At 72.2% G+C, this 23954-nt stretch carries 14 protein-coding genes and 1 pseudogene (1 of these 15 cut by a window edge); 6 read left to right on the top strand and 9 right to left on the bottom strand.

Going from position 1 to position 23954, the window contains the following annotated elements:
* Window positions 1–28: 28 nt before the first annotated feature.
* The 3 genes from garD to A5481_RS27395 all read right to left on the bottom strand — a co-directional run bounded on the left by garD (window position 29) and on the right by A5481_RS27395 (window position 3655).
* Complete coding sequence (garD, locus tag A5481_RS27405) at window positions 29–1612, bottom strand: galactarate dehydratase (RefSeq protein ID WP_048432151.1); 1584 nt, start codon at window positions 1610–1612, stop codon at window positions 29–31.
* 97 nt (window positions 1613–1709) lie between these two features.
* On the bottom strand, window positions 1710–2651 hold the full coding sequence (gene kdgD, locus A5481_RS27400; RefSeq protein WP_048432152.1) for a 5-dehydro-4-deoxyglucarate dehydratase: 942 nt from the start codon (window positions 2649–2651) through the stop codon (window positions 1710–1712).
* A 98-nt stretch (window positions 2652–2749) separates the two neighbouring features.
* Window positions 2750–3655 (bottom strand): LysR family transcriptional regulator, encoded by a 906-nt coding sequence (locus A5481_RS27395; RefSeq protein WP_048432153.1) that lies wholly within the window; start codon window positions 3653–3655, stop codon window positions 2750–2752.
* A 110-nt stretch (window positions 3656–3765) separates the two neighbouring features.
* On the opposite strand from A5481_RS27395, the gene A5481_RS27390 reads away from it, so the two are divergent.
* Window positions 3766–4719, top strand: a complete 954-nt coding sequence (locus tag A5481_RS27390) for a class I SAM-dependent methyltransferase (protein WP_048432154.1) — start codon at window positions 3766–3768, stop codon at window positions 4717–4719.
* 18 nt (window positions 4720–4737) lie between these two features.
* On the opposite strand, the gene A5481_RS27385 is transcribed toward A5481_RS27390, so the two are convergent.
* Complete coding sequence (locus A5481_RS27385) at window positions 4738–7656, bottom strand: glycosyltransferase (protein ID WP_082172935.1); 2919 nt, start codon at window positions 7654–7656, stop codon at window positions 4738–4740.
* Window positions 7657–8157: 501 nt separating this feature from the next.
* Here A5481_RS27385 and A5481_RS27380 point away from each other — a divergent pair.
* Window positions 8158–10407 carry a TonB-dependent siderophore receptor gene (locus A5481_RS27380; protein ID WP_064504428.1) on the top strand — a complete coding sequence of 750 codons (2250 nt, stop codon included), beginning with the start codon at window positions 8158–8160 and terminating at the stop codon, window positions 10405–10407.
* A gap of 28 nt (window positions 10408–10435) precedes the next feature.
* Here A5481_RS27380 and A5481_RS27375 read toward each other — a convergent pair whose 3' ends face one another.
* The gene (locus A5481_RS27375) at window positions 10436–14149 is read right to left on the bottom strand and encodes a glycosyltransferase family protein (RefSeq protein WP_156312204.1); all 3714 of its coding nucleotides are present in this window, start codon (window positions 14147–14149) and stop codon (window positions 10436–10438) included.
* Window positions 14146–15120 (bottom strand): CgeB family protein, encoded by a 975-nt coding sequence (locus A5481_RS27370; RefSeq protein ID WP_048437510.1) that lies wholly within the window; start codon window positions 15118–15120, stop codon window positions 14146–14148. The genes A5481_RS27375 and A5481_RS27370 overlap by 4 nt, the downstream gene beginning before the upstream one ends.
* Window positions 15121–15449: 329 nt before the next feature.
* On the opposite strand from A5481_RS27370, the gene A5481_RS27365 reads away from it, so the two are divergent.
* The 3 genes and pseudogenes from A5481_RS27365 (at window position 15450) to A5481_RS27355 (ending at window position 19766) form a co-directional block, all read left to right on the top strand.
* Window positions 15450–18140, top strand: a complete 2691-nt coding sequence (locus A5481_RS27365) for a PAS domain-containing protein (RefSeq protein WP_064504427.1) — start codon at window positions 15450–15452, stop codon at window positions 18138–18140.
* A gap of 304 nt (window positions 18141–18444) precedes the next feature.
* Window positions 18445–19017: pseudogene (locus tag A5481_RS27360) on the top strand (helix-turn-helix domain-containing protein); the annotation flags it as partial.
* 251 nt (window positions 19018–19268) lie between these two features.
* Window positions 19269–19766, top strand: a complete 498-nt coding sequence (locus tag A5481_RS27355; RefSeq protein ID WP_280818896.1) for an Lrp/AsnC family transcriptional regulator — start codon at window positions 19269–19271, stop codon at window positions 19764–19766.
* A gap of 75 nt (window positions 19767–19841) precedes the next feature.
* On the opposite strand, the gene A5481_RS27350 is transcribed toward A5481_RS27355, so the two are convergent.
* The 3 genes from A5481_RS27350 to A5481_RS27340 all read right to left on the bottom strand — a co-directional run bounded on the left by A5481_RS27350 (window position 19842) and on the right by A5481_RS27340 (window position 23009).
* Window positions 19842–20690: a GNAT family N-acetyltransferase gene (locus A5481_RS27350; RefSeq protein ID WP_048435520.1), complete on the bottom strand. Its 849-nt coding sequence runs from the start codon at window positions 20688–20690 to the stop codon at window positions 19842–19844.
* A gap of 81 nt (window positions 20691–20771) precedes the next feature.
* A complete protein-coding gene (locus A5481_RS27345; RefSeq protein WP_048435519.1) occupies window positions 20772–22232 on the bottom strand; it encodes an NAD-dependent succinate-semialdehyde dehydrogenase in 1461 nt (486 codons plus the stop codon).
* A gap of 108 nt (window positions 22233–22340) precedes the next feature.
* On the bottom strand, window positions 22341–23009 hold the full coding sequence (locus A5481_RS27340) for a haloacid dehalogenase type II (protein ID WP_064504426.1): 669 nt from the start codon (window positions 23007–23009) through the stop codon (window positions 22341–22343).
* Window positions 23010–23403: 394 nt separating this feature from the next.
* Between A5481_RS27340 and A5481_RS27335 the strand changes: the two genes are divergently transcribed.
* A protein-coding gene (locus tag A5481_RS27335) for a 2-hydroxyacid dehydrogenase (protein ID WP_064504425.1) crosses the window boundary here: on the top strand, window positions 23404–23954 show its 5' portion. It continues 403 nt past the right edge of the window; the window shows 551 of its 954 coding nt (coding positions 1–551); the start codon lies at window positions 23404–23406; its stop codon lies off the right edge, out of view.

Raw genomic sequence — 23954 nt, 5'->3', positions numbered from 1 at the left:
AGGGGTGAGTTCGACGTGGTGAGCAGGTTCACGTAATCGGCGCCGGGTTGAACAGCGTCAAATCGTTGTACAGCCCCCAATGGTCCGACCACGGCTTCTTCCGGCCGCTCGCCACGTCGAGGATCAGGCGGAACAGCTCCCAGCCGGTCTCCTCGATCGTCGCCTCGCCGGTGGCGATCTTGCCGGCGTCGAGGTCGATCAGGTCGGACCAGCGCCGGGAGAGCTCGGTGCGGGTCGCGACCTTGATCACCGGCGCCTCGGCGAGGCCATAGGGCGTGCCGCGGCCGGTGGAGAAGACCTGGAGGGTGATGCCGGAGGCGAGCTGCAGCGTGCCGCAGACGAAGTCGCTCGCAGGCGTCGCTGCGAAGATCAGGCCCTTCTGGCGCACCCGCTCGCCCGGCGCGAGCACGCCGCGGATCGCGCTGGTGCCGGATTTCGCCACCGAGCCGAGCGCCTTCTCGACGATGTTGTTGAGCCCGCCCTTCTTGTTGCCCGGCGACGGGTTGGCGCTGCGGTCGGCCCCGCCCTGCGCGAGGTAGTCGTCGTACCAGGCCATCTCGCGGATCAGCGCCTGCGCGACCTCCTCGGTCTCGGCCCGGGGGGTGAGGAGGTGGATCGCGTCGCGCACCTCGGTCACCTCCGAGAACATCACCGTGGCGCCGGCCCGCACCAGGAGATCGGCGGCAAAGCCCAGGGCCGGATTGGCGGTGACGCCCGAGAAGGCGTCGCTGCCGCCGCATTGCAGGCCGACCACGAGGTCGGCGGCCGGGCAGGTCTCGCGGGTGCGCCTGTTCAGGATCGCGAGGCGGGCTTCCGCCATCGCCATGATGCTGTCGAGCATCATCCCGAAACCCTGGTGCGCCTCGTCCTGGAGCCGCACCACGCCGTCGGCTTGCCCGTCCGGCAGCAGCCGCTCGGAGACGAGCTTCTCGCAGCCAAGGCCGACCACCATCACCTCGCCGCCGAAATTCGGGTTCCGGGCCAGGCTCTGGAGGGTCCGGATCGGGATCACCGCCTGCGGCGCGTTGATGGCAACGCCGCAGCCATAGGCGTGGGTCAGCCCGATCACGTCGTCGACGTTGGGGAAGCGCGGCAGCAGCTCCCGCTTGATGCGCCGGATCGCCACCTCGAGGGTGCCGGCGACGCATTGCACGCTGGTCGAGATCGCCAGGATGTTGCGGGTGCCGACCGAGCCGTCCGGATTGCGATAGCCCTCGAAGGTGTAGCCCTCGAGCGGCGGCAGAGGTGCCGGCACGCGGGTGGCCAGCGGCAGCCGGTCGAGGGCGGGCGCGAGCGGCGTGCGCACCCGCGATTCCTCGACCCAGGACCCGCGCGGCAGCGCCTGGAGCGCGGTGCCGATCACCTCGCCGTAGCGGCGGATCTCCCCGCCCTCGGGGATGTCGTGCAGCGCCACCTTGTGGCCCTGCGGCACGAAGTCCCGCAGCACCAGGCCGTCGGGGAAGGCCGTGCCGGCCGGCAGCCCGAAGGCGTTGACCACGATCGCGACGTTGTCGGTCGCGTGCAGGCGGATGGTGCGGGGCGCATCGCCTTGCGCCTTCGGCGTGACGTCGGGGGTGGCGTGCCCCTCAGGTGTCCGCGGCTCGTCCAGCATCGGCTCCCTCCCGGTGTTGCCGGCGTCGTGTCCGGTTCTTCGCTGTGACGGACGGTACTGCCCGCGAGGGGCGGCACCGCCTGACACTATCCCACGCCTATTCGGCCGCCAGTGCCTGCGCCGGGCTGATCCGGGCGACGAGGGCGGCGAGCTCCGCCTGCTCGGCGGCGGTGAGGTCGGTGAGGGGATGGCGCACCGGGCCGGAATCGCGCCCGACCACCCGCATGCCGGCCTTGATGATCGAGACGGCGTAGCCCTTGCGGCGGTTGCGGATCTCGATCAAGGGCAGGATGAAGTCGCGCAGGCCCTGCGCCACCGCCGCCCGGTCGCGCCGGCGCACCGCGGCGTAGAAGTCGAGGGCGAAGCCCGGCACGAAGTTGAACACCGCCGAGGAATAGGTGGTCACGCCCATCTCGAGATAGGGCAGGGCGAAGGTCTCGGCGGTGGGCAGGCCGCCGATATAGGTCAGCCGGTCGCCGAGCCGCGAGTACACCCGGGTCATCAGCTCGATGTCGCCGATGCCGTCCTTGTAGCCGACGAGGTTCGGCAGCTTCTCGCAGAGCCGCGCCAGGGCGTCGGGGCCGATCACCGCGTTGTCGCGGTTGTAGACGATGACGCCGAGTCCGGTCGAGCGGCACACCGCCTCGATATGGGCCGAGAGCCCGTCCTGCTCCGAGCCGACGAGATAGGGCGGCAGCAGGAGCAGGCCGTCGGCACCGGCCTTCTCCGCCGCTTGCGCCATCTCGCAGGCGATGGCGGTGCCGTAGCCGGCGCCGGCGAGCACCGGCACCCGGCCGTTCGTCTCGGCCACCGCGACGCCGACGACGCGGGCGACCTCGGCCGGGGTGAGGGAGAAGAACTCGCCGGTGCCGCCCGCCGCGAACAGGCCGGCCACGTCGTAGCCGCACAGCCAGTCGAGGTTGCTGCGGTACTGCGTCTCGTCGAAGGCGAGATCGGCGGCGAACGGTGTCACCGGGAAGGAGAGCAGGCCGGCGCCGAGGCGCTGGGCGACGTCGACGGGCGAGAGCGCGGTGGCCATCGGGGCGGGTTTCCTCATCTCGGGCTCGGGGCTGTCCCCCGCTGGCGTCGAGGTCTACGCCCGGCCACGATGCCGTTCCAGCACCATGTCGGCATGGTTCAATCCAATTCGGGCATCGATCCGTCGAGCGCCCCGGCGAGTTCGGCCAGGATCGGGATCAGCGGGTTGTCGTTGCTGCGGCGCCAGACCAGGAACAGCTCCACCGGCCGGCGCGGTACCGGCACCAGGGGCCGGAGCGTCACGCCGGCGACCCGCAAGGCGGCGGCCGATTCCGGCACCAGGGCGAGGCCGAGGCCGGATCGCACCAGCGACAGGATGGTGTGGATCTGCGCCAGGTGCTGCACCGCCTGCGGCGCGAGGTCGGCTTCGGCGAAGTAGTCGCCGACGAGGTCGTGGAAGTAGCGCGCCTCGTCCGGCGCGTAGGCGATCAGGGGCTCGGCGGCGAGACCTTGCGCCGTCACGCTCTCGCCCGCCGCCAGGGGATGGTCGTCGGGGAGCGCCGCCACCAGGGTCTCGCGGGCGATGCGCAAGCTCCCGTCGGCGGCGGGCGGCAGGGGCGGGCGCATCAGGCCGAGGTCGATGCCGTGCGAACCCAGGGCCGCGACCTGGGCGGCGCTGACCATCTCCTTCAAGAGGATGTCGGCCTCCGGCAGGCGGCGGCGGGCCGCCCGCACCAGGTCGGGCAGGGTGCGGTAGGCGGCGGCCGCCGTGAAGCCGAGGGTGACGCTGCCGGCCTGGCCCGCCGCCACCCGCCGCGCCGTCGCCGCCGCCTCGTCCGACAGGCGCAGGATTTTTCGCGCCTCGACCAGGAAGCGGCGCCCGGCCGGGGTCAGGCGGACGGCGCGGCTGGTGCGGCTGAGGAGCGCGACGTCGAGGACGCGCTCCAGCACCTGGATCTGCCGGCTCACCGGCGGCTGGGTCAGGTGCAGCCGTTCGGCGGCGCGGCCGAAATGCAGCTCCTCGGCCACCGCCACGAAGCAGCGCAGCTGGCTCAGCTCGAACATCGGGGCCCTCCGCGCGCCTGACCCAGGGGGATGAAGGCCGGGCGCTCGCGCGTCCTATATCCGGGGATCCCGGCAATGCGCCGGTCGCCCCGTCGAGACAAAGGCCGCCGATGTCCTCACCGCTCCACCTCGTCCGGCACGCCGTCCCGTTCACCGGCTATCCGTACCGGGGCGAAGGGATGGCGTGCAATCTCTGCGGCGGATCCGAGACCCTGGTCGTGGCCGAGACCGACCGGCGGCTGAAGCGGCTGCGCTCCGTCGCCTGCACCGGATGCGGACTGATCCGCACCGACCCGATGCCGAGCGCGGCCGAACTGGAGGCCTACTACGCCTCGGCCTACCGCGCCGCCTACCAGTTCGCCCTCGGGCGGCGCCCGCCGCGTCACCACCTCGCCCGTTCCCGGCGCGAGGCGGCGTTGCGCGCGGGCCTGCTCGGCCCGGCCCTGCAGCCGGGCGCCCGGGTGCTCGATTTCGGTTCCGGCTCGGGCGAGTTCCTGGCCGCCGCGCGGGCGCGGGGCTGCGACGTCACCGGGATCGAGCCCGGCCGCACCTACGCGGCCTATGCCCGGGCCGCGCACGGCGCGCGGGTCCTCGACCGGCTCGACGACCTCCCGGGCGAGGAGGCCTTCGACGTCGTCGCGGTCCACCACGTGCTGGAGCACCTGCGCGACCCCGTCGACATCTTGGTGCGGCTGGCCGGCCGGCTCGCGCCCGGCGGCGTGCTCTACGCCGCGGTGCCCAACATGGCGGCGACCGGCAAGCCGCCGCACGAGCGCTTCCACTTCGCCCACGTCCACGGCTTCGTGCGCCAGACCCTCGACCACGCCGCCCGCCGCGCCGGCCTCGCCCCGCATCCGGCCTACCGGCGCGAGGACACGACCGTCGTCTACCGGCACGCGACCGCCGCGGACGCGGACGTCGCGCCGGGGCCCGGCCTCGCGCGGGACCTCGCCGCCGCCCTCGCGCCGGTCCGGCCCGGCGCCTACCTGGCCTCCGGCGCCTGGCTTCGCCCGATGGTCCGCCGCAACGCGAAGGCGATCCGGGATACCTTCGCGCCGCGGTGAGCCGCGGCGCCCCGAGGCTCAGGCGGAGAGCCGGGCCTGCCCCTCGGCCCGATCCTCCGACAGGCCGTAATAGCTCCGCAGCAGGTCGGGATAGGCGCAACGCTCGTAGGCGCCGCGCCGCGCGTACAGGTCCGGCAGCGACAGGCCGAGCAGCAGGTCGTTGAGGGCGCTCGCATCCTGGGCGAGGGCCGGATCGACGATCACCCCGTCGCCCCGCGCGCGCAGGCGCTCGGCCGGAGCGCCGAGATCGAACACCACCGGGGGCACGCCGGCGGCCAGGGCGAGGGAGAGGGTGTAGCAGTAGGTCTCCGGCCATATCGAGGCGATCAGGACCAGGTCGATCCGCCGCTCGTGCAGCAGGTCGATCGCCTCCTCGTCGCTCGCGTAGGCGCCCGTCTCGGGGACGTCCAGGGCCGCGAGACGGTCGGGGATGTTGCTGTAGCCCACGACCTCGTACCGGATCGGCAGCTTGCGGAGGCGGGCGTCGGTGGCGAGATCGTGCAGGATGTTCGATCCCTTGTGCGGTCCGACACCGCCGAGCGCGGCGATGCGCAAGGGCGCGGGCGGCTCCGTCGTCCCCTCGGCGGCCGCATCGACGCGGCGCGGACGCGCCTCCAGCGTCTCCTCGTGCGGCCGGACCGTGATCCGGCTGCCGGGCAGGTGCGGTGCGAGGCGCCGGGCGATGTCGTGCGAGGGCGACAGCACCACGGCGGCGTCGGCGAGGAAGCGCGCATAGGCCTCGCGCCGGACGGCCGGGTCCGCCACGCCGTGGCTGCGGTGATCGATGGCGATGCAGCGGCGGCAGCCCTCGGCGTCCGGCAGGCCGCAGAAGCGGTCGAGCGGCGTCACGAGGTCGTTGCGGTGGCAGACGGCCGCATAGTCGTGCAGCGTGAAGGCGTAGGGACCGGCCGCCCGGACGATCGCCATCATCCGCTCCGTCGACGCCCAGTCGAGGCCGACGAAGGAATGCACGTGGGTGAGTACGGGACCCAGCCATTCGAGGAAGGCGGCGATGAGATGGTCCTGCCCGTCGATCTGCAACGTGTCGCAGGCGGAGATCGGGATCGCCCGCGACGAGTCGGGCAGGCACTCGATCCGGATGCTCTGCTCGGCCGCGACCTTCAGGATCACGACCTCGTGACCGTCCCTCGCCAGCCGGTCCGCCAGGCCGCGGATATGGGTGACGATGCCTCCGATCCGGTTATGCGTGACGAACACGACCGTCTTCGGCCCGAGGCTCCGGGCCAGGCGGAAGAGATCGAGGCGGATGCGCGCCTCCCGGGCGGGGTCGGCGGCCACGTAGCTCAGCATCTGGGACGTATAGTCCGGATGCTTGCCGAGGAGTCGCTTCTCGATCTCCGCCATGTTCTTGGTGAAAGTGTTGTCGAACGAAGCGCCGCCGGAATGATACACGAAGACATCATGGGCCAGCAGGTTGCGGTAACCCGCCTTCCGGGCGCGCAGGCAGAAATCGTTCTCTTCGCCGTAGCCGCGTCCGAACGTCTCGGCATCGAAGGCGCCGATCGCATCGATGATCGAGCGCCGCATGTAGAAGCAGAAGCCGACGCCGGTCGGGATCTCGGAGGAGAGCCGGCGATTGCAGGCACTGGCGCAGGCGTCCAGCTCCGGCAGGGTGAGCTCGAGCTGGATGCGGTTGTTGAAGTCGAATTGCGGGTAGCTGCAGATCGTCGCGTTGTTCGACAGCGGCGTGATCGTCGCGGCGTCGGGGTTGGCCCGGGCGTGCCACAACATCCGGTCGACCCAGTCGCCGTAGGGAATCGCGTCCGAGTTGAGGAGGATCACGTCCTTCGTCTCGCACAGGGCGAGCGCCTTGTTGACCGAGGCGACGAAGCCGAGATTCGTCCCGTTCTCGACGTACAGGAACAGGCCCTGCTCGGCGAGCGCGGCCAGCGCGTCGTTCAGCTCCGGCAGCGGGCCGCGATCGTTGACCACCAGGAGCGCGAAGCGGCTCGCCTGCGGGCTCGCGAGCACGGCGTGCACCGCGCGCAGCGTCTCCTCGTAGCCCTTGTAGACCGGGATCACCACGACGACCTCGGCGGAGGCCAGGTCCGCCGCCGGCCGCGCCGCCGCCCATTCCTCTCGCGTCGGCGCGGTCGGCTCCGGCCAGAGCTCGGTGCCGTACGGGTTCGGCTTCAGCCCGAGGGCACGCCCCTCGGTGACGTAGTGGTAGAGCGGGTCGACGGTCGCCGGCACGTCCTCGATGTAGCGGCTCCGATAATAGTCGACCCAGAACAGCTCCGATGGATTGCGCCCCTCCTTCCAGCCGTATTGGGCGTAATGAAACAGGGCGTTGATGCCGGCTTCCCTGACGTCGGAATAGCTCGACAGATAATAGTTCTCGTCGAATTCGGGGGCGATCGCCGCGATCACGGCACGGGTTTCCGCGTCCGGCTCGTCCGGGTCCACTCTGGTCGAATCCGCCGCGCGGCGCTCCGCGATTTTCACGAGGGGTGCGGCCGGCCCGATCAGGGCGTAGGTCGAGACGTAATGGTAGAACGGGGGCAGGCCGCTGTAGCGCAGGTGCAGGTTGCGGTTGACGTGATCCGACGTCACGAAATCCGCATTGGGCTCGCAGCCGTGGCGCCAGCCACCGGACAGGTAGTGGTGCAGGGGGTCGATGCCGGACGCGAGCCCGTAGGTACGGACGTAGAATTCCGCGTCGAAGTAGTCGCGGATGACGGTCCGCTGGATCTCGATGAAATCCGCCATCGAGTAGGTCGGCGTGGCGCGGCGGTCATCTGTCGACAATGAGCAGTAATGTACCAGCGGGTTGACCGCCGGCTGAGCGGGATCGAGGTACTTGTCCTTGTAGTACAGGGTCGAGAAGGCCGGTGACGGGTCGCGTCCCTCACGCCAGCCGCTCGCCATGTAATGCTCGAACGGATCATGCCCGCCGTCGGCAACGTCGGGGTTCATTCTGAAGTAGAAATCCGCATCGAAGAGCGCAGCAGCTCCGCGAGGACGCAGCATGGTGCGGACGAGTTTTTTGATCATCAGCGCGGTAACCACTTGCTTCTGACAGTCCCGACAGGTGCGCGCGGCACGGCGGCATTCGGTCGAGCGTATTCACTCACTAGTCATTTGGACGGCCGCCTTCAACCGAAGCGTCTTTCGCGTAATGCCAGCAGCCTGGATGCGGCCAGCCTCCGAGGAGTGCCGTCGCTATCACGAGCTTCGCGCAGGATTATGACCGCGGGGCCGGGACGGGGCCGACGAGACGCGCCCTGCGCTGGCGTTGCCGATATGCCACGTGCACTAACATCCCCTGCGCGATCCAGGATTCCACCTTCGCATCCCGATCGGACGTGTTAGAAAAAAACCAGCAGGTACAATAACTTAGTACCATTCTAAAGAGCCGAGCCAGCCCGGGCGATCGCGATCCCCGGGGCGGGCGGCCCTTTGCCCGAAGGTCACGACATGCGTTCCCCCTCCCACGTCCTCCCCCGGTCCCGCCGCCTCGCCGCCCTCGCCGGCAGCGTCTCCCTGATCGGCCTCGCCGTCGCGGCCGGGAGCGCCGCGGCGCAGGAGGCGACGCCGCCCCGCCAGGGCGCGGCTGCCGGCGGCGCGATCCAGCTCGAGGCGATCGACGTCGCGGGCAACGGCGCCCGGCCCGGAGGGACGGTGGTCGCCGCGCGCCCGAAGGAGGACCCGCGCGGCCCGATCGAGGGCTACGTCGCCAAGCGCACCCTGACCTCGACCAAGACCGACACCCCGCTGATCGAGACGCCGCAATCGGTCACCGTGATCGGGCGCGAGCAGCTCGACGCGCTCAAGCCGCAGCAGGTCGGCGAGGCGATCAGCTACTCGGCCGGTGTCTTCGGCAACGTCTTCGGGCCGGATCCGCGGGTCGACTTCTTCCTGATCCGCGGCTTCACCGCCAACGACACCGGCCTCTACCGGGACGGCCTGCAGCTCTTCAACTACGGCTTCGCCGCCTACAAGGTCGACCCGTTCGGCCTCGAGCGGATCGACGTGCTGCGCGGCCCGGCCGCGGTGCTGTTCGGCCAGGGCGGGCCCGGCGGCCTGATCAACCTCATCAGCAAGAAGCCGCCCGTCGAGCCCCTGAACTATGTCGAGGTCGGCGGCGGCTCGTTCGGCCAGAAATACCTCGCCTTCGATCTCGGCGGGCCGGCCGACAAGGAAGGGAAGTGGTTCTACCGCCTGACCGGCATCGGCCGGCAGGGCGGCACCCAGGTCGACGGCCTCGACGAGAATCGCGGCTACATCGCCCCGGCCTTCACCTACAAGCCGGACGGCGCCACGACCTTCACGCTCCTGTCGAGCTTCCAGTACGACGATACCGGCCGCCTCAATGCGTTCCTGCCGTATTACGGCACGGTGCGGCCGACGGTGCTCGGCCTGCGCATCCCGCAGCACGACAACGTCTCGGACCCGTTCCACAACACCTACCGTCGCAGCCAGGCCAGCGTCGGCTACGAGTTCGAGCACGTCTTCGACGATACCTGGACCTTCCGCCAGAACCTGCGTTACGCCTTCAGCGACTCGCTCGACGATGCGTTCCTGGGCGGCCTCGGCTATGCCGACGCGAACCAGACGCTGATCTCCCGCTACCGCTTCCGCGCCGCCTCGCGCGCGCGCCTGTTCAACGTCGACAACCAGGCCGTGGCCCGGTTCGACGACGGCCTGTTCAAGCACACCTTCCTGATGGGCCTGGACTACAAGAACTTCCAGCTCAACGACAACCAGGCCACCGGCGGCTTTGCCGGCCCGACGGTCGCGCCGTTCAACATCATCACGCCGAACTACGGCTCGCCGACGGTTCCGGTCGCGCCCTACCTCGTCAATTACGACGTGTTCCAGCAGCTCGGCCTGTATTTCCAGGATCAGATCAAGCTCACGCCCGAGTTGACCCTGGTCGTGTCGGGCCGCGGCGACTTCACCTCGAACGAGGTCAACAACCGGCTCGCCAGCACGCAGACGCGGCAATCGGCCAATGCCTACACGCAACGCTACGGGCTGATCTACAATTTCGATTTCGGCCTGGCGCCGTATATCAGCTACTCGACCTTCTTCAATCCGCAGGTCGGCACCAACTTCTTCAGCCAGCCGTTCAAGCCGACCACCGGCGACCAGTACGAGGCCGGCGTCAAGTACGAGATCCCGGGCGCGAACGCCTTCCTGACGGTGGCGGCCTTCGACCTCGCATTGTCGAACACCCTGACCGCCGACCCGACCAACCCCCTCAACCAGCTCCAGCTCGGCGAGACCCGCTCGCGCGGCTTCGAGGCGCAGCTGGTGGCCAACATCACCAAGGACCTCAACGTCGTCGCGTCGTTCACGAGCTACAACCTCGAGATCACCAAGGGCGACGTCGGCACGATCGGCCGGACGCCGACCAACACGCCCGAGACCCTGGCCTCGGTCTTCGCCGACTACACCATCCCGACCGGCGACTGGGCCGGCTTCGGCTTCGGCGCGGGCGTGCGCTACGTCGGCCGCTCCTTCGCCGACGTGAACAACACCCTGACGGTGCCGGAGCGGGCCCTGTTCGACGCGGTGATCCATTACAGCCGCGACAACTGGCGCTTCGCCATCAACGCCGCCAACCTCGCCGACAAGCGCTTCGTCTCGTCGTGCCAGTCGGTCACCGCCTGCTTCTACGGCGAGCAGCGCCGCATCACCGCGAGCCTGAGCTACAAGTGGTGAGACAGGGGCGGGGGCGAGCCCCCCGCCTTCACTCCGGGATCGTCCCTGCCGGAATTATGCCCGCAACGTGCCGCGGGAAACCCGCGAGGGCGACCGCGCCGCGCTCGTAGACCTGGAACACCGTCAGCGCCCCGTCCCGGAGGGCGGCGAGAGGCAGCGGGAACTCGAAGCCGGCGGTGAGGGCGTCGGCTTCCTTCAGGTGGGCGGCGACGTCCTGGCGGGCGAAGCTCTCGGCGACCAGGAAGCGGCGCCCGCGCCCGGTGCCCCAGCGGGCGATCCAGGCGAGCGGCCGGCCGCGCCCGGGCACGAAGCACCAGCCCGAGACGGTGACGGTGGTGCCGAGCAGGGTCGAGGCCTCGCCGAGGGCGACCGCATCGAGGTTCGGGCGGCTGCGCACGCGCCGGATCCAGGCCCGCCGCAGGGCCTGCGGCGGCTCCGCCGTGACGAGGCAGGGGCGGGAGGACGGCGCGACGAAGAGCGTGGTTCCGGTCTCGTGGAGGTCCGCCCCGTCCTCGCCCTGGATCGCGACGCCGAGGCGGTAGGTTCCCGGCGCGATCTCGCGGACCCGCGCCTCGGCCCCGGCCCGCGCCGCCCCGTCGTCCGACGTTTCCCCGGTCCAGGCCGCCCTCGTCCAGGCCGTGCCTCCATCGCCCTCGAGAACCAGGACGGGCTGCCCGCTTCGCGCGCCGGCCGGCAGCGCCACCGCGATGCGGGTGAGGCCGCCCTGGCGCGCCACCGGCACGCCCTCGATCGTCTGCAGCCCGTGGCCCGTGACCGTCGCGGGCTCCGCCCTCCGGCGTAAGCCCGCCTCCGGCACCGGCAGGCCGTGCCGCCACGGCGTCACCGGACCCGGCGCGGGCAGGGCCGGGACGACGATCCGCGCGACCTCGTGGGCCACCGCGACGTGGTCGGCATAGACCTGGAGGAGGTCGACCGTGCAGGGCCCCGCCGGCAGGTCCGCGATGCGGAGATGCGCGGCGAATCCGGCCTGCTCGGCCCGCCCGTTGCCGAACCGGGCGGCGAGCTCGGGCCGGCGCTCGGGGAGGGCGGCGACGTAGGCCGCGGCGTCGCCGGAGCGCAGCCGCAGCCAGGTCCGGGCCGGGCGCCCGGCCCGCGGATGCCAGATCCAGCCGCGCAGCGAGACGCCGTCGCAGGCCGCGCAGGCGCCGATCCGGCCGGGCAGCCGCTGGCCGTCGATCACGAGGTCGGCGATCTCCCACGACAGGTCGGGATCGCCCGGCGCCAGCGCCCGTTCGGGCAGGGCCGCCGCCGGCGGCGGCAGGGCGCCCGTCGCGGCGCTCGCCTCGCTCGTCCCGTCCCAGACGATCGCCGGGTCGGTCCAGTCGGGATGGTTGAGGCGAAAGCCCAGGTCGCGGGCCGAGAGGGTGAAGGGCGCCGACGGCCGCCCGGTCGGGACGGCGTGCTCATGGGGAGCCGCGTCGTGGGGCACGGGCCGGGCGGCGATCAGGTCGCGGTAGAGCGCCGCCATCCGGGCGGCGTGCCCGGCCACGGTCGGGAAGGTCTTCTGCCGGATCGCGGCGCGCAGCGAGGCGGCGAGATCGGGATCGTGCGCCAGGCGCCGCAGGGCCTGGCGCAGGGCGCCCGAATCGCCGGGCGGCACCATGAGGCCGTCGACGCCGTCGGTGACCCGCTCTCCCGGCGCGCCGAGATCGGTGACGATCGGGATCAGGCCGGCCCGCCACGCCTCGGTGAGCGAGATCATGTAGGTCTCGGGCCACAGCGACAGGTGGAGCGACACGTCGCAGCCGGCGAGCAGGGCCGGCACCTCCTCGCGGGCATAGCCGCCGCGCATCGTCAGCCGCTCCCCCTCCAGCGCCTCGAAGGCGGCGACGAGGTAGCTCTCGACGTAGCCGAGCACCTCGAACACGACGGCCTCGCCCTCGGTGATGCGGACGAGCTCGAGCAGGGTCCGGGCGCCCTTGTGGTCGACGACGTTGCCGAGCACCGCGACCCGCAAGGGCGCGCGGGGTGCGTGGGCGACGGAGGCCCGCGGCGGGGCGGGCGCGGGCTCCGCGTCGACCATCTCGATCACCGCGACCCGCGCCGCCGCCTCGGGGTAGAACGCGCGGACGTAGTCGGCGGTGGCCGGCGTGCTCGTCACGAAGGCGTCGACGCTGCGAAGCATGCGCGCCACGAAGCCGTCCCGCCGCGCCTTGGCGCCGGCGGGCAGCCCCTCGGCGGTGGCGAGGCAGCCGTCGCAGTGCCGCGTGCCGCGATGCACCACGTCGCAGAACGCACCGTGCTGGTTCAGCAGGGTGAAGCGGCTGCAGACCAGGAAGAAGTCGTGCAGCTGCATCACCACCGGCACGCCGTGGGCCCGGGCGACGGCCGGCAGGCTGAGCGGCAGGCCGAGCAGGTGGTGGACGTGGACGAGGTCGATGCGGCGCTCGACCAGGATGCGCTCGACGAGCGCCTCGATCTCCGGGCTGGCGAGCAGCCGCTCCGCCGGCGGGATCGGCAGCGCCTCCGAGGTCTCGCCCTCGTCGAGGCGCATCACCCAGGCCCCCTCCTCGAAGGCGGGATAGAGGAACAGGGAGTCGAAACCGGCGAGCGCGCCGGCGAGCTGCTCCTGGTAGAACTCCACGCCGCCGCCCTGGCGACGCCCGACCCGGTTATGGGCGACGAAGAGGATGCGGGGCCGGGCGGGCGCCGGTCCGGCGACGCTCGACGGCACGAGGCCGGCCCGATGCTTCGGCATCGTCTCTCGCGCCGCCCGCAGGATCACGTCGACCCGGTGGTCGTAGAGATGCTCGGCCCGGGTGCGGGTGCGGGCGCGCTCGGCCATGGCGATGCGGGAGGCGGGATCGGACAGCATCGCGGCGATCGCCGCGACGACGTCGTCCTCGCTGGCGAGGCGGATCTCGCGGTCCGGCTCGTAGTAGTCGGCGATCTCCGGATCGGCGCCGACGACGAGCTGCGCGCCGCCGGCGAGCGCCGCCTCGAACAGCCGCGGCGGCGGCGTCGTGCCGGCCGCCGCCTCGTCGGCGCCGGCGGTGAAGATCCGCGGCAGGGTGAGCACGACCCGGCTCGCATTGGCGAACCGGGCGAAGTCCTCGTTGCCGCAGCGCCAGTCGACGATCAGGTCGTCGCGCGCCAGCACCGGCTGCGGCAGGTAGTCGTTGCCCGGCAGCGCGATCTTCACCTTCAGGTCGCCGGGACAGGTCGACAGGATCCGGTCGAGGGTCGCGACCCGGTTCGGCCAGGCCGTGCCGACGAACAGGAGGTCGTAGCGGTAGGCCGCATCCTCCGTCCGGACGGGCAGGTCCTGGAACAGGGGCGTGGCCGCGAGCGGCAGGTGCCGGGCGCCGGCGCCGTAGCGGGACAGCGAGCCGCGGTCGTTGGTGAAGACGAGGTCGAAGCAGCCCGAGAGCCGGGCATTCGCGGCGCTCAGGTAGGGGTCCTCGGTGGTCCAGAGCGCGCTGGTGCCGGCGAGCGCGCAGAGGCGGCGCAGGAGGGCGTGGTGGCGGCTCGCCCCCCCGAAGGCGAGGAAGAGGTCGAACCGCTCGCCGCGTGCCAGCGCGTCCTGCGCCAGCGCCACGGCGTCGGCGTGGCTCGCGCGGACGATCCGTGCGACCGACGGGTGGCGCCGCAGGGCGTCGGCGATCGCCAGGGTGATGTAGGCGTTGCTGGTCCTCGGCTCGGTGTCGAGCAGGAGCACCGAGAGGGGTTCGGCGAGGGGGTCGGGGAAGGGCTTGGCGAAGGACATCGGGCTTCCGGTCACGCGGCCATCACCGCCAGAATGGTCCGCGCCCGGTGGGCGTAGGTGTGGGCGTCGAGCGCCCGGGCGCGGGCGCGCCCGGCCATCGCCTCGAAGGCGGCGGGCTCGCGGTGGGAGCGGTCGATCGCCGCCGCGATCTCCGGGACGTCGTCGAAGAGCAGGATCTCGCGCCCCTCCTCGAAGTAGTCCAGGATCTCGAGGCCGGCGGCGAAGCAGAGCTGCGGCGCGCCCGCCAGGGCGGCCTCGAAGACCCGCGGCCCCGGCGTCGAGGCCGGCAGCCGGAAGCGCCGGTTGGCGATGTCGAGGTCGCGGCCGACCGCCAGGACGAGGCGCGACTCGCTCGCCCGGTCGGCCATCGCGGCGGGGTTCATGCGGGTGTTCTCGGCGAAGGGCAGGCCGGCCGGCCAGCCCGCGCCGCGGATCTCGACCCGGCGCCCGGCGAGGCTGGCTTGCGCGCGTTCGAGAAGGGCGATCCGGTTCGGGAAGGCGGCGCCGCAGAAGAACAGGTCGAGGGCCCGCCCGGCCATCGGCCGCACCGGCCGGTCGTGGGTGCGCCGGCAGGCCGCCAGCGGCAGGTGCGAGACCGACGGATGCCGGTAATGGGGCAGGGCCCAGCGGTCGTTGGTGAAGAGGTGATCGGCGAGGTCCTCGGCCTTGGCCGCGTAATCGAACTCGTAGGGATCGTCGTGGAGCCACACGGCGAGGCGCGCCCCCGCCCGCCGGACGCCCTGCGCCAGCTCCCGCAGGGGGGCGGAATCGACCGCGACGCTGCCGAGCGCGACGACGAGGCCCGGGCGAAAGCCCGCGACCGCCTCCCCGGCGAGCTCCAGCGGGCACGCGCGCACGGACGCCGCGCCGAGCACCTCCGCGAAGCCGTCGCGCAGGGCGGACCGGATCGGCGCATTGTGGTTCAGCGTGTCCGGGCTCGTGCTCACCACCAGGACCTTCGCGGGAGACGCGCCTCTCAGGAGCATGCGGACCGATCGACGGAAGGGAGGATTCGGGGACGGACGATGGCGAACACGCAAAAGCCGCCGAGATCAAGGCACGGCATCGCGGGCTCCAACCTGCGGCCGGGCCATCGCCGGGACCCGCAGGCGGCAAACCCCGCGAGGGTCGCGCGCGGGGATCCCGCGACGGGCCGGGCGCCGTCCGCCGACGGTCGGCGACAGGTCGCGGCGCCGGTGGTAGGACGGGAGGCCATGGTCGTTGTCCCGCTCGCTCCGCGCCGCCCCGTCGCGCGCCCGTCCGTCGTCGTGCCGCCCGGTCCCCGGCCGCGATCCCGCCCGTCCCGGGCCGCCGCATGAGCGCGCCGCCGGACCTCGATTACCGCAGCCTCTTCGACGCCGCGCCCGAGCCCTGCCTGGTCCTCGACCCGCAGGGCCGCGTCCTGACGGCGAACCGCGCCTATCGCGACGGGATCGGCCGCGGCCTGGACGACCTCGTCGGCCGGCCCTTCGCCGAGGCGGTCCCGGGCACGGCGGACCTGGCCGGGCCGGTGCGGGCCTCGATCGCGCGCGCGGTCGCGAGCGGCCGGCCCGACACGGTCGCGCTCGCCGGCGCGGGGCAGGGCGCCCTCGCCGGGGAGAGCCGGAGCGTCACCCATGTCCCGGTGCGCGACGCCTCCGGCGCCGTCGCGGCGGTGCTCCACCACCCGGTCGCCGGCGCGCCGCAGCAGGAGGCGCACCAGCGCCGCGAGCAGATCTTCCAGCAGATGCCGGGCTTCGTCGCGGTGCTGCGCGGCCCGGCCCACGTCTTCGACTACGTCAACGACGCCTACGTGACGATCGCCGGCGAGCGCGACTACCTCGGGCGGACCGTGCGCGAGGCCTTTCCCGACCTCGCCGGCCAGGGGTTCTACGAGCTCCTCGACGCGGTCTACCGCACCGGCCAGCCCTTCGCGGCCCGCGCCATGCCGATCCTGCTCGCCGGCGAGGAGGCCGCGCGCGCCATCGACCTCCTGTACCAGCCGCTGCGGGACGGAACGGGGGCGATCACCGGCATCTTCGTCGGCGGCTACGACGTCACCGAGCAGGTCCGCTCGCAGGCGGCCCTGCGCGACAGCGAGGAGCGCTACCGCACCCTGCTCGAGAGCATCGACGTCGGCTTCTGCATCCTCGAGATGCGGTTCGACGGCGAGAACCGCGCGGTCGACTACCGGATCGCCGAGGCCAACCCGGCCTTCGCCCGCCAGACGGGAGCCGACGTGGCGGGCCTCTGGGTGAGCGAGTTCGCCCCCGACCTCGAGCGGCACTGGTTCGACACCTACGGCCGCGTCGCGCTGACCGGCGAGCCGGTGCATTTCGAGAACCAGGCCGACGTGTTCGGGCGCTGGTTCGACGTGCGGGCGCTGCGGATCGGCGATCCCGCGCAGGCGCGGGTCGCGGTGTTCTTCAGCGACATCTCGGAGCGCAAGCGCATGGAGGAGGCGCTGCGGATCCTCAACGCCTCCCTGGAGGGACAGGTCGCCGAGCGCACCGCCGAGCGCGACCAGATCTGGCGCGCCTCGACCGACCTGTTCTGCGTCGCCACCCCCGAGGGCCAGCTCCTCAGCCTCAACCCGGCCTGGACCGCGCTGCTCGGCTGGAGCGAGAGCGAGCTCGTCGGCCGCTCGTTCCTCGACTTCGTCCATCTGGACGACCGTCCGGCCACGATGGCGGCGGCCGCAGGCCTCGCCCGCGGCGAGGCGCAGGCGAATTTCGAGACCCGCACCCGCCACCGGGACGGCTCGCACCGCTGGCTGTCCTGGAACGCCGTGCCGCGGGACGGGCGCGTCTACGCCACGGTGCGCGACGTGACGGCGGTCAAGGCCCAGGCCGCCGCCCTGGCCCAGGCCGAGGAGGCCCTGCGCCAGTCGCAGAAGATGGAGGCGGTGGGCCAGCTCACCGGCGGGGTCGCGCACGACTTCAACAACCTGCTCACCATCATCCGCTCGTCGGTGGATTTCCTGCGCCGGCCCGAGCTGCCCGAGGCGCGCAAGCGCCGCTACCTCGACGCGGTCTCCGACACGGTGGACCGGGCCGCCAGGCTCACCGGCCAGCTCCTCGCCTTCGCCCGCCGGCAGGCGCTGCTGCCGGCGGTCTTCGACGTCGGCGAGAAGGTGCGCGGCGTCGCCGACATGATCGACACGGTCACGGGCGCCCGGGTGCGGGTGGTCGTGACGGTGCCCGACCGTCCGTGCTTCGTGCGCGCGGATCTCAGCCAGTTCGAGACCGCGCTGATCAACATGGCGGTGAACGCCCGCGACGCGATGGAGGGCGAGGGCACGCTGACGCTCGCGGTCGCCTGCGGGACCGCGATGCCGCCGATCCGGGGCCATGCCGGCTCGCAGAACGCCTTCGCGGCGATCTCGCTCACCGATAGCGGGCCGGGCGTGCCGCCGGACCTGATCGGTCGCATCTTCGAGCCGTTCTTCACCACCAAGGAGGTGGGGCGCGGCACCGGCCTCGGCCTGTCCCAGGTGTTCGGCTTCGCCAAGCAGTCGGGCGGCGACGTCGACGTGACGAGCGGTCCAGGCCGGGGCGCCGCCTTCACCCTCTACCTGCCGGAGGCACCGGCCGCCGCGGAGGACGGCGACGGGGCCGGCGCGGATCTCGGGGCGTCGCCGATCGGCGCCGGCGAGCGCGTGCTCGTGGTCGAGGACAACATCGAGGTCGGGCGCTTCTGCACCCAGATCCTGCACGACCTCGGCTACCGCACCGCCTGGGCGACCAACGCCGAGGAGGCCCTCGCGCGGCTGGGAGCCGACGGGGCGGGCTTCGACGTGGTGTTCTCCGACGTCGTGATGCCCGGCATGGGCGGCCTCGCGCTCGCCCGCGAGCTGCGCCGGCGCCTGCCGCACCTGCCCGTGGTGCTCGCCTCCGGCTACAGCCACGTCCTGGCGCAGGACGACGCCCACGGCTTCGAGCTCCTGCACAAGCCGTACTCGGCCGAGCAGCTCGGGCTCATCCTGCGCCGCGCCGCCCGGCAGGGCGCGCGCCGGCGGCCGGTCTGATACCGCCGCGCCTTCGAACGGATCCGTTCGAAGGCGCTGGCTCAGCCCGAACGGGCGTCGGCGCTGATGCGCGAGGCGCCTGCATCGACACGTCGATGGCAAGGCGCGAGAATATGACCGGCGGGGTCGGCGTGGTGGATCCGCCGATGGAGCCCGGAAGCGTCCGCCCTGAGACCGGCAACGGCATTCGAGTTCCATAACCTACCTTATGCGAATCGTGTGTGTAGGCGCAAAGTTAGAATGTCCCACTTGAGCCAAGTAGGAATGGCACACTCCCCCGTTTTGCGGACCGCGGGAGGTCGCCATGAGGTGGGTCCTGATGAGCGAGCGCGAGTTGCGCCGGGTCGAGGTGCTGCAGGCGGTACAAGCGGGTCGCCAGACCGTGACGTCCGCCGCCGAGGCCCTGGGGATCAGCCGGCGGCAGGCCCAGCGGCTGGCCAAGGCGTACCGCTCGGACGGCGCGGCGGGTCTGCGCCACAAGGGCCGCGGGCGGCGCTCGAACCGGGCCCTGAGCGCGGCGTTGCGCGAACTGGCCATGAGCCTGGTGCGGGAGCGCTACGCGGATTTCGGTCCGACCCTGGCAGCCGAGATGCTGCGGGAGCATCACCAGTTGGCGGTGTCGCGCGAGACGCTGCGGGGCTGGATGAGCGCGGCCGGCCTGTGGCTGTCGCGCCGGCAGCGGCGCAGCGTGCACCAGCCGCGGCTGCGCCGTGAAGGCCTGGGCGAGCTGGTGCAGATCGACGGCAGCGAGCATCGCTGGTTCGAGGACCGGGCTGCGCCCTGCACGCTGCTGGTGTTCATCGACGACGCGACGGGCCGGTTGATGCAGCTGCGCTTCGTCGCCTCGGAGAGTGCCTTCAGCGACTTCGCGGCGCTGGAGGATCGTCCGGCCGCCCTTCCGTGGCGACAACCCATCATGACAACCGGGCGTGAGTCTGACATGGTGACGGGCCCTCATCCAAGAGGTCTCGTCCTCCGGGCGGCTGTGCGGGGCTCGCGGCGCCGCGGGCGTCCGGCCTCCGCGGCCCGGGCCCGGGCCCGAGCCGGTCCCCGCCCGCCCGCGTCGAGGCCTCGCATTCCACCCGGCGCCGCGGTTCTCCGCGGGGACGGAATCGGGATACGCCTCTCGTGAACCAGCAGACGACCAGGCTCGACCGGATCGACATGAAGATCCTGATCGAGCTGCAGAAGAACGGCCGCATGACCAACGTGACGCTGGCGGACGCCGTCGGCCTGTCGGCGAGCCCGTGCCTGCTGCGGGTCAAGCGCATGGAGCAGGCCGGCTACATCACCGGCTACGGCGCCCATATCGCCCTGCCGAAGCTCGGCGAGACCGTGACGGTCTTCACCGAGTTCACGCTGAACGGCCACACGCCGGAATACTTCCAGCGCTTCGAGCAGGCCCTGCGCAAGATCGACGAGGCGATCGAGGGCCACGTGGTCAGCGGCGGCTACGACTACCTGGTGAAGTTCGTCACCCGCGGCCTGACGCACTACCAGGAAGTGATCGAGGCGCTGCTGGAGCGCAACGTCGGCATCGCCAAGTACTTCAGCTACATCGTGCTGCGCACGCCGATCGTGAAGACCGAGCTGCCGCTCGCCACCCTGTTCGGCGAGGAGCGCTGAGCGAGGCGGCCTATGCCGCCTCGCCCTGGCCCCAAGCCCTGCCTGGCCCCAAGCCCTGCCTGGTTCAAGCCCTGCCTATCCCAAGGCCTGGCTGGTGACGGCGAAGATCCGGGCCGGGCCGGCCTGGGGAATCGTGCCGCGGGTCATCGTCACCGGCGCGTCGACGTTGGCGAGGCCGCAGGCCTGCGCGAAGGCGGCGAGCGGCCCGTCGCGCTCGGTGGTGTCGAGGCGCAGGAACGTGCCGGCATGGGTCCGCACGTGCGGGCTCGCCAGCGCCACGGCGGCGTGCTCGTCGGCGGCGACGATCGGGCCGACGAGGTGACCGCGGCCGAAGGCGCGGCAGACCGCGAATCCGGCGATCCGGCCGCCCTCCTCCAGGACGCTGATCGCGCCGACCCGGCGCAAAGCCGCGAGCATCCGGCTGCGGTCGCCGCCGGAGGCCTCGCGGTCGAGGGCGACGATGCCCGGCCAGTCGGCCTCGGTCGCCGGGCGCACCCTCGCGTCGTCGACCGCCGCCGCGGCGTCGGCGGTGCCGTGGTACTGGGTCAGGCCGCCGGTGACGCGAAACCCTTCGGATTCGTAGAGGCGCCGTCCGGCTTCCGTCGAGGTGAGCCGGATGGTGCGGTCCCCCGCGGCGGCGAAGAGCTCCCGCATCAGCCGCCGGCCGGTGCCCTTCGCCTGCCTCTGCGGCGAGACGATCACCATGCCGATCGTGGCGAGGCTCTCGCCGAAGGGCCACCACATCGCCGAGCCCGTCACCTGGCCGTCCTCGTCGCAGGCGACGAGGCCGTGGCCGAGCTCCAGCATCAGGCGCCAGTCGTCGGCCCGGTGCGGCCAGCGCACCTCCACCGAGAGGCCGTGCGCCGCCTCGAGGTCGGCCCCGGTCATCGAGCGCAGCGTCGGGGCGTTCGTCTCGTTCGTCATCGCGTCGGGTCTCGTGCAGGTGCGGGACGCGCGCCCCGGCCCTGCGAAGAGGACCGGGGCGCGCGAAGGGCGAGGGACGGTCTACAGACCGCCCATGTGGAGGGACTTGAGCTCCAGGTACTCGTCGATGCCGTAGGCCGAGCCCTCGCGGCCGAGCCCCGACTGCTTGACGCCGCCGAAGGGGGCCGCCTCCATCGAGACCGTGCCGGTATTGAGCCCGACCATGCCGAATTCCAGCGCCTCGCCGACCCGCCAGGCCCGGCGGATGTCGGAGGTGTAGAAGTACGAGGCGAGGCCGAACGGCGTCGCGTTGGCGATGGCGACGGCGTCCTCCTCGCGGGAGAAGCGCATTAGCGGCGCGAGCGGCCCGAAGGTCTCCTCGACGGCGAGCCGCATGGAGGTGTCGGCGCCGGTCAGGACCAGCGGCGGCACGAAGCGGCCGCGCACGGCGTCCGCGTCGCCCGCAACCAGCCGGGCGCCGTGCTTGAGCGCGTCGTCGAGATGCGCCGTCACCTTGGCGGCCGCGGCGTCGTTGATCAGCGGGCCGATCGTGACGCCCGCCTCGAAGCCGTTGCCGATCTTGAGCCCGGCCACGGCCTCGGCGAGGCGGGCGGCGAAGCGGTCGTGGATGCCGTCCTGGACCAGGATGCGGTTGGCGCAGACGCAGGTCTGGCCGGCGTTGCGGAACTTCGACGCCATCACGCCGGCGACCGCCTGGTCGAGATCGGCGTCGTCGAACACGATGAAGGGCGCGTTGCCGCCCAGTTCCAGGCTCAGGCGCTTGATGGTCGGGGCCGACTGGGCCATCAGCAGACGCCCGACCGCGGTCGAGCCGGTGAAGGACAGCTTGCGCACGGTCTCGCTGCCGGTCATCTCGGCGCCGATCGGCGCCGCCTGCCCGGTGACGACGCTGAACACGCCCTTCGGCACGCCGGCCCGCTCGGCCAGCACCGCGAGCGCCAGCGCCGAGAACGGCGTCAGGTCGGCGGGCTTGACGACGATCGGGCAGCCGGCGGCGAAGGCCGGCGCCACCTTGCGGGTGATCATCGCGATCGGGAAGTTCCACGGCGTGATCGCCGCGCAGACGCCGACCGGCTCCTTGAGCACCAGCACCCGGCGGTCGCCGACCGGCGCGGTGAACACGTCGCCGGTGATGCGCCGCGCCTCTTCCGCGAACCACTTCACGAAGCTCGCCCCGTAGGCGACCTCGCCGCGGGCTTCCGCCAGCGGCTTGCCCTGCTCGGCGGTCATGATCGCCGCCAGGTCGTCGGCATTCTCGAGGATCAGGGCGTTCCAGCGCTCGAGGATCGCGGCGCGCTCGGCGGGTGCGGTGCGGCGCCAGGCCGGAAAGGCGGCTTGCGCCGCCGCGATCGCCGCGCGGGTCTCGGCCGCGCCGCAATCCGGCACGGCGCCGAGGGTCTCGCCGGTCGCCGGGTCGGTCACGGCCAGGCTGGCGCCGGATTCGGCGTCGCGCCACTCGCCGGCAATGAGCGCCTGGAAGCGCAGGAGCGCGGGATCGCGCAGGCGGTCCTGGGTGAACATGGATGTCCTCGGGCGATGGGGCGCGGCGCGCTGGGAGCGGCGCCTGGAAGGCGGACGGGAGCAGGCCCGGCCGCGACCCTTCGGTCGGCGGCCGGGCCCGGGCCGGGCTTACAGGCCGAGCAGCCCCGGCAGGCCGCGGATGTCCTTGATCTCGTGATAGCCGTAATAGGGGTTCGCCGGCTCGTGGCCGCGGTTGACCCAGACCTTGTTGGTGATGCGCAGGTCGTGCGCGGTCATCAGGTCGTAGCGGAAGCTCGACGAGCAGTGCAGCACGTCCTCGGGGCCGCAGCCGAGCTGGTCGAACATGTACTCGAAGGCCTGCATCCGCGGCTTGTAGGCCTGGGCCTCCTCCGCCGTGTAGGCGGCGTGGAACGGGGCGCCGAGCTTGGCGACCGAGTGCGGGATCAGGTCCTTCATCGAGTTCGACAGGATCACCAGGGGAAATTCCTTGGCGACCTTCGCCAGGCCCTCGACCGTGTCCGGGTGCGGGCCCCAGGTCGGGACGGCGGCGTAGACCGCGTCGGCGTCGCTGTCGCGGTACGCGACGCCGTTGCGCTTGCAGGTCCGGACGAGGGCGTTGGCGACCACCTCCTTGTAGGGCTTCCACGGGCCCAGCACCTCGTCGAGGCGATAGGCCGAGAAGTCCTCCACGAAGGCGTCCATGCGCTCGGGCTTCACGCGGTCGGCGTAGAGGCGGCGGGCGACGGGCGCCATCTCGAAGTAGATCAGCGTGCCGTAGCAATCGAAGGTGATGTACTTGGGCTTGAGATGGGCCATCGGGCTCCCCTTGCGGTGCTGGACCGTGCGGCGGTCAACCGTGGCGGAACCCTAAGGGGCGCCGGGGAGCGCCGGACTCCGTTGTGCCGGCCTCGGGATCGGCGATCCTGCGCTTTCGCCCCCGCCCCACGGCAGGTCCTGCCGGGGCGCGGCTCGCTCGGGCGGGACAAGGGCGCGGGCAACGGAGCGGGCAAGGGGGCGGCTTCGGGCCGGAGGGAGCGCGCCGCGGCAGCCTCTGCCGTCAAGGGCTCACGCTCCTTGGCGATTCCGCCTGCGCGCCGCGCGACATTCGGCGTCTCCCGCGAAGCGCGTCCCGGTATCGTCCGGGTATCGCGGAGCCGCGGCGACGGCATCGCGCGCGATCCGACCTGCGACCGAGAGCTGCGAGGCCCCCATGACCCCCGCCGATGCCACGACCCACCCCCTCGTCGCCTACAAGTCGGACCCGGTCCGCGGCGCCGTCTGGCACGACATCTTCGCCCGGGAAGCGCCGGACCTGCGCCTCGTCGACTGGGATCCGCACGGCGAGGCGGCGCAGGCCCGCTACCTCGTCGCCTGGACGCCGCCGGAGGACCTGCCCCGCGCAATGCCGCGGCTGGAGGCCCTGTTCTGTATCGGCGCCGGCATCGACCATCTGCCGGTCGGCGAGCTGCCGCGCACCGTCCAGGTGGTGCGGATGGTCGACCCGAACCTCACCGCCTCGATGGTCGAGTACGTCGTGATGGCGGTGCTGGCGCTCCATCGCGACCTGCCGTTCTACCGCAGGGAGCAGGCCGCCGGCCGCTGGACCCCGCGGCCGGTGCTGCCGGCGACGGAGCGCCGGGTCGGCATCATGGGGCTCGGCGTGCTCGGCCAGGCCGCGGCCCGGGCGGTGGCCGGGTTCGGCTTCCCGGTCCGCGGGTGGAGCGCGTCCGCCAAGGCCCTCGACGGGATCGAGACCTTCGC

Source organism: Methylobacterium platani, from assembly GCF_001653715.1.
GTDB lineage: Bacteria > Pseudomonadota > Alphaproteobacteria > Rhizobiales > Beijerinckiaceae > Methylobacterium > Methylobacterium platani.
This window is presented reverse-complemented; position numbering and strand designations above follow the sequence as displayed.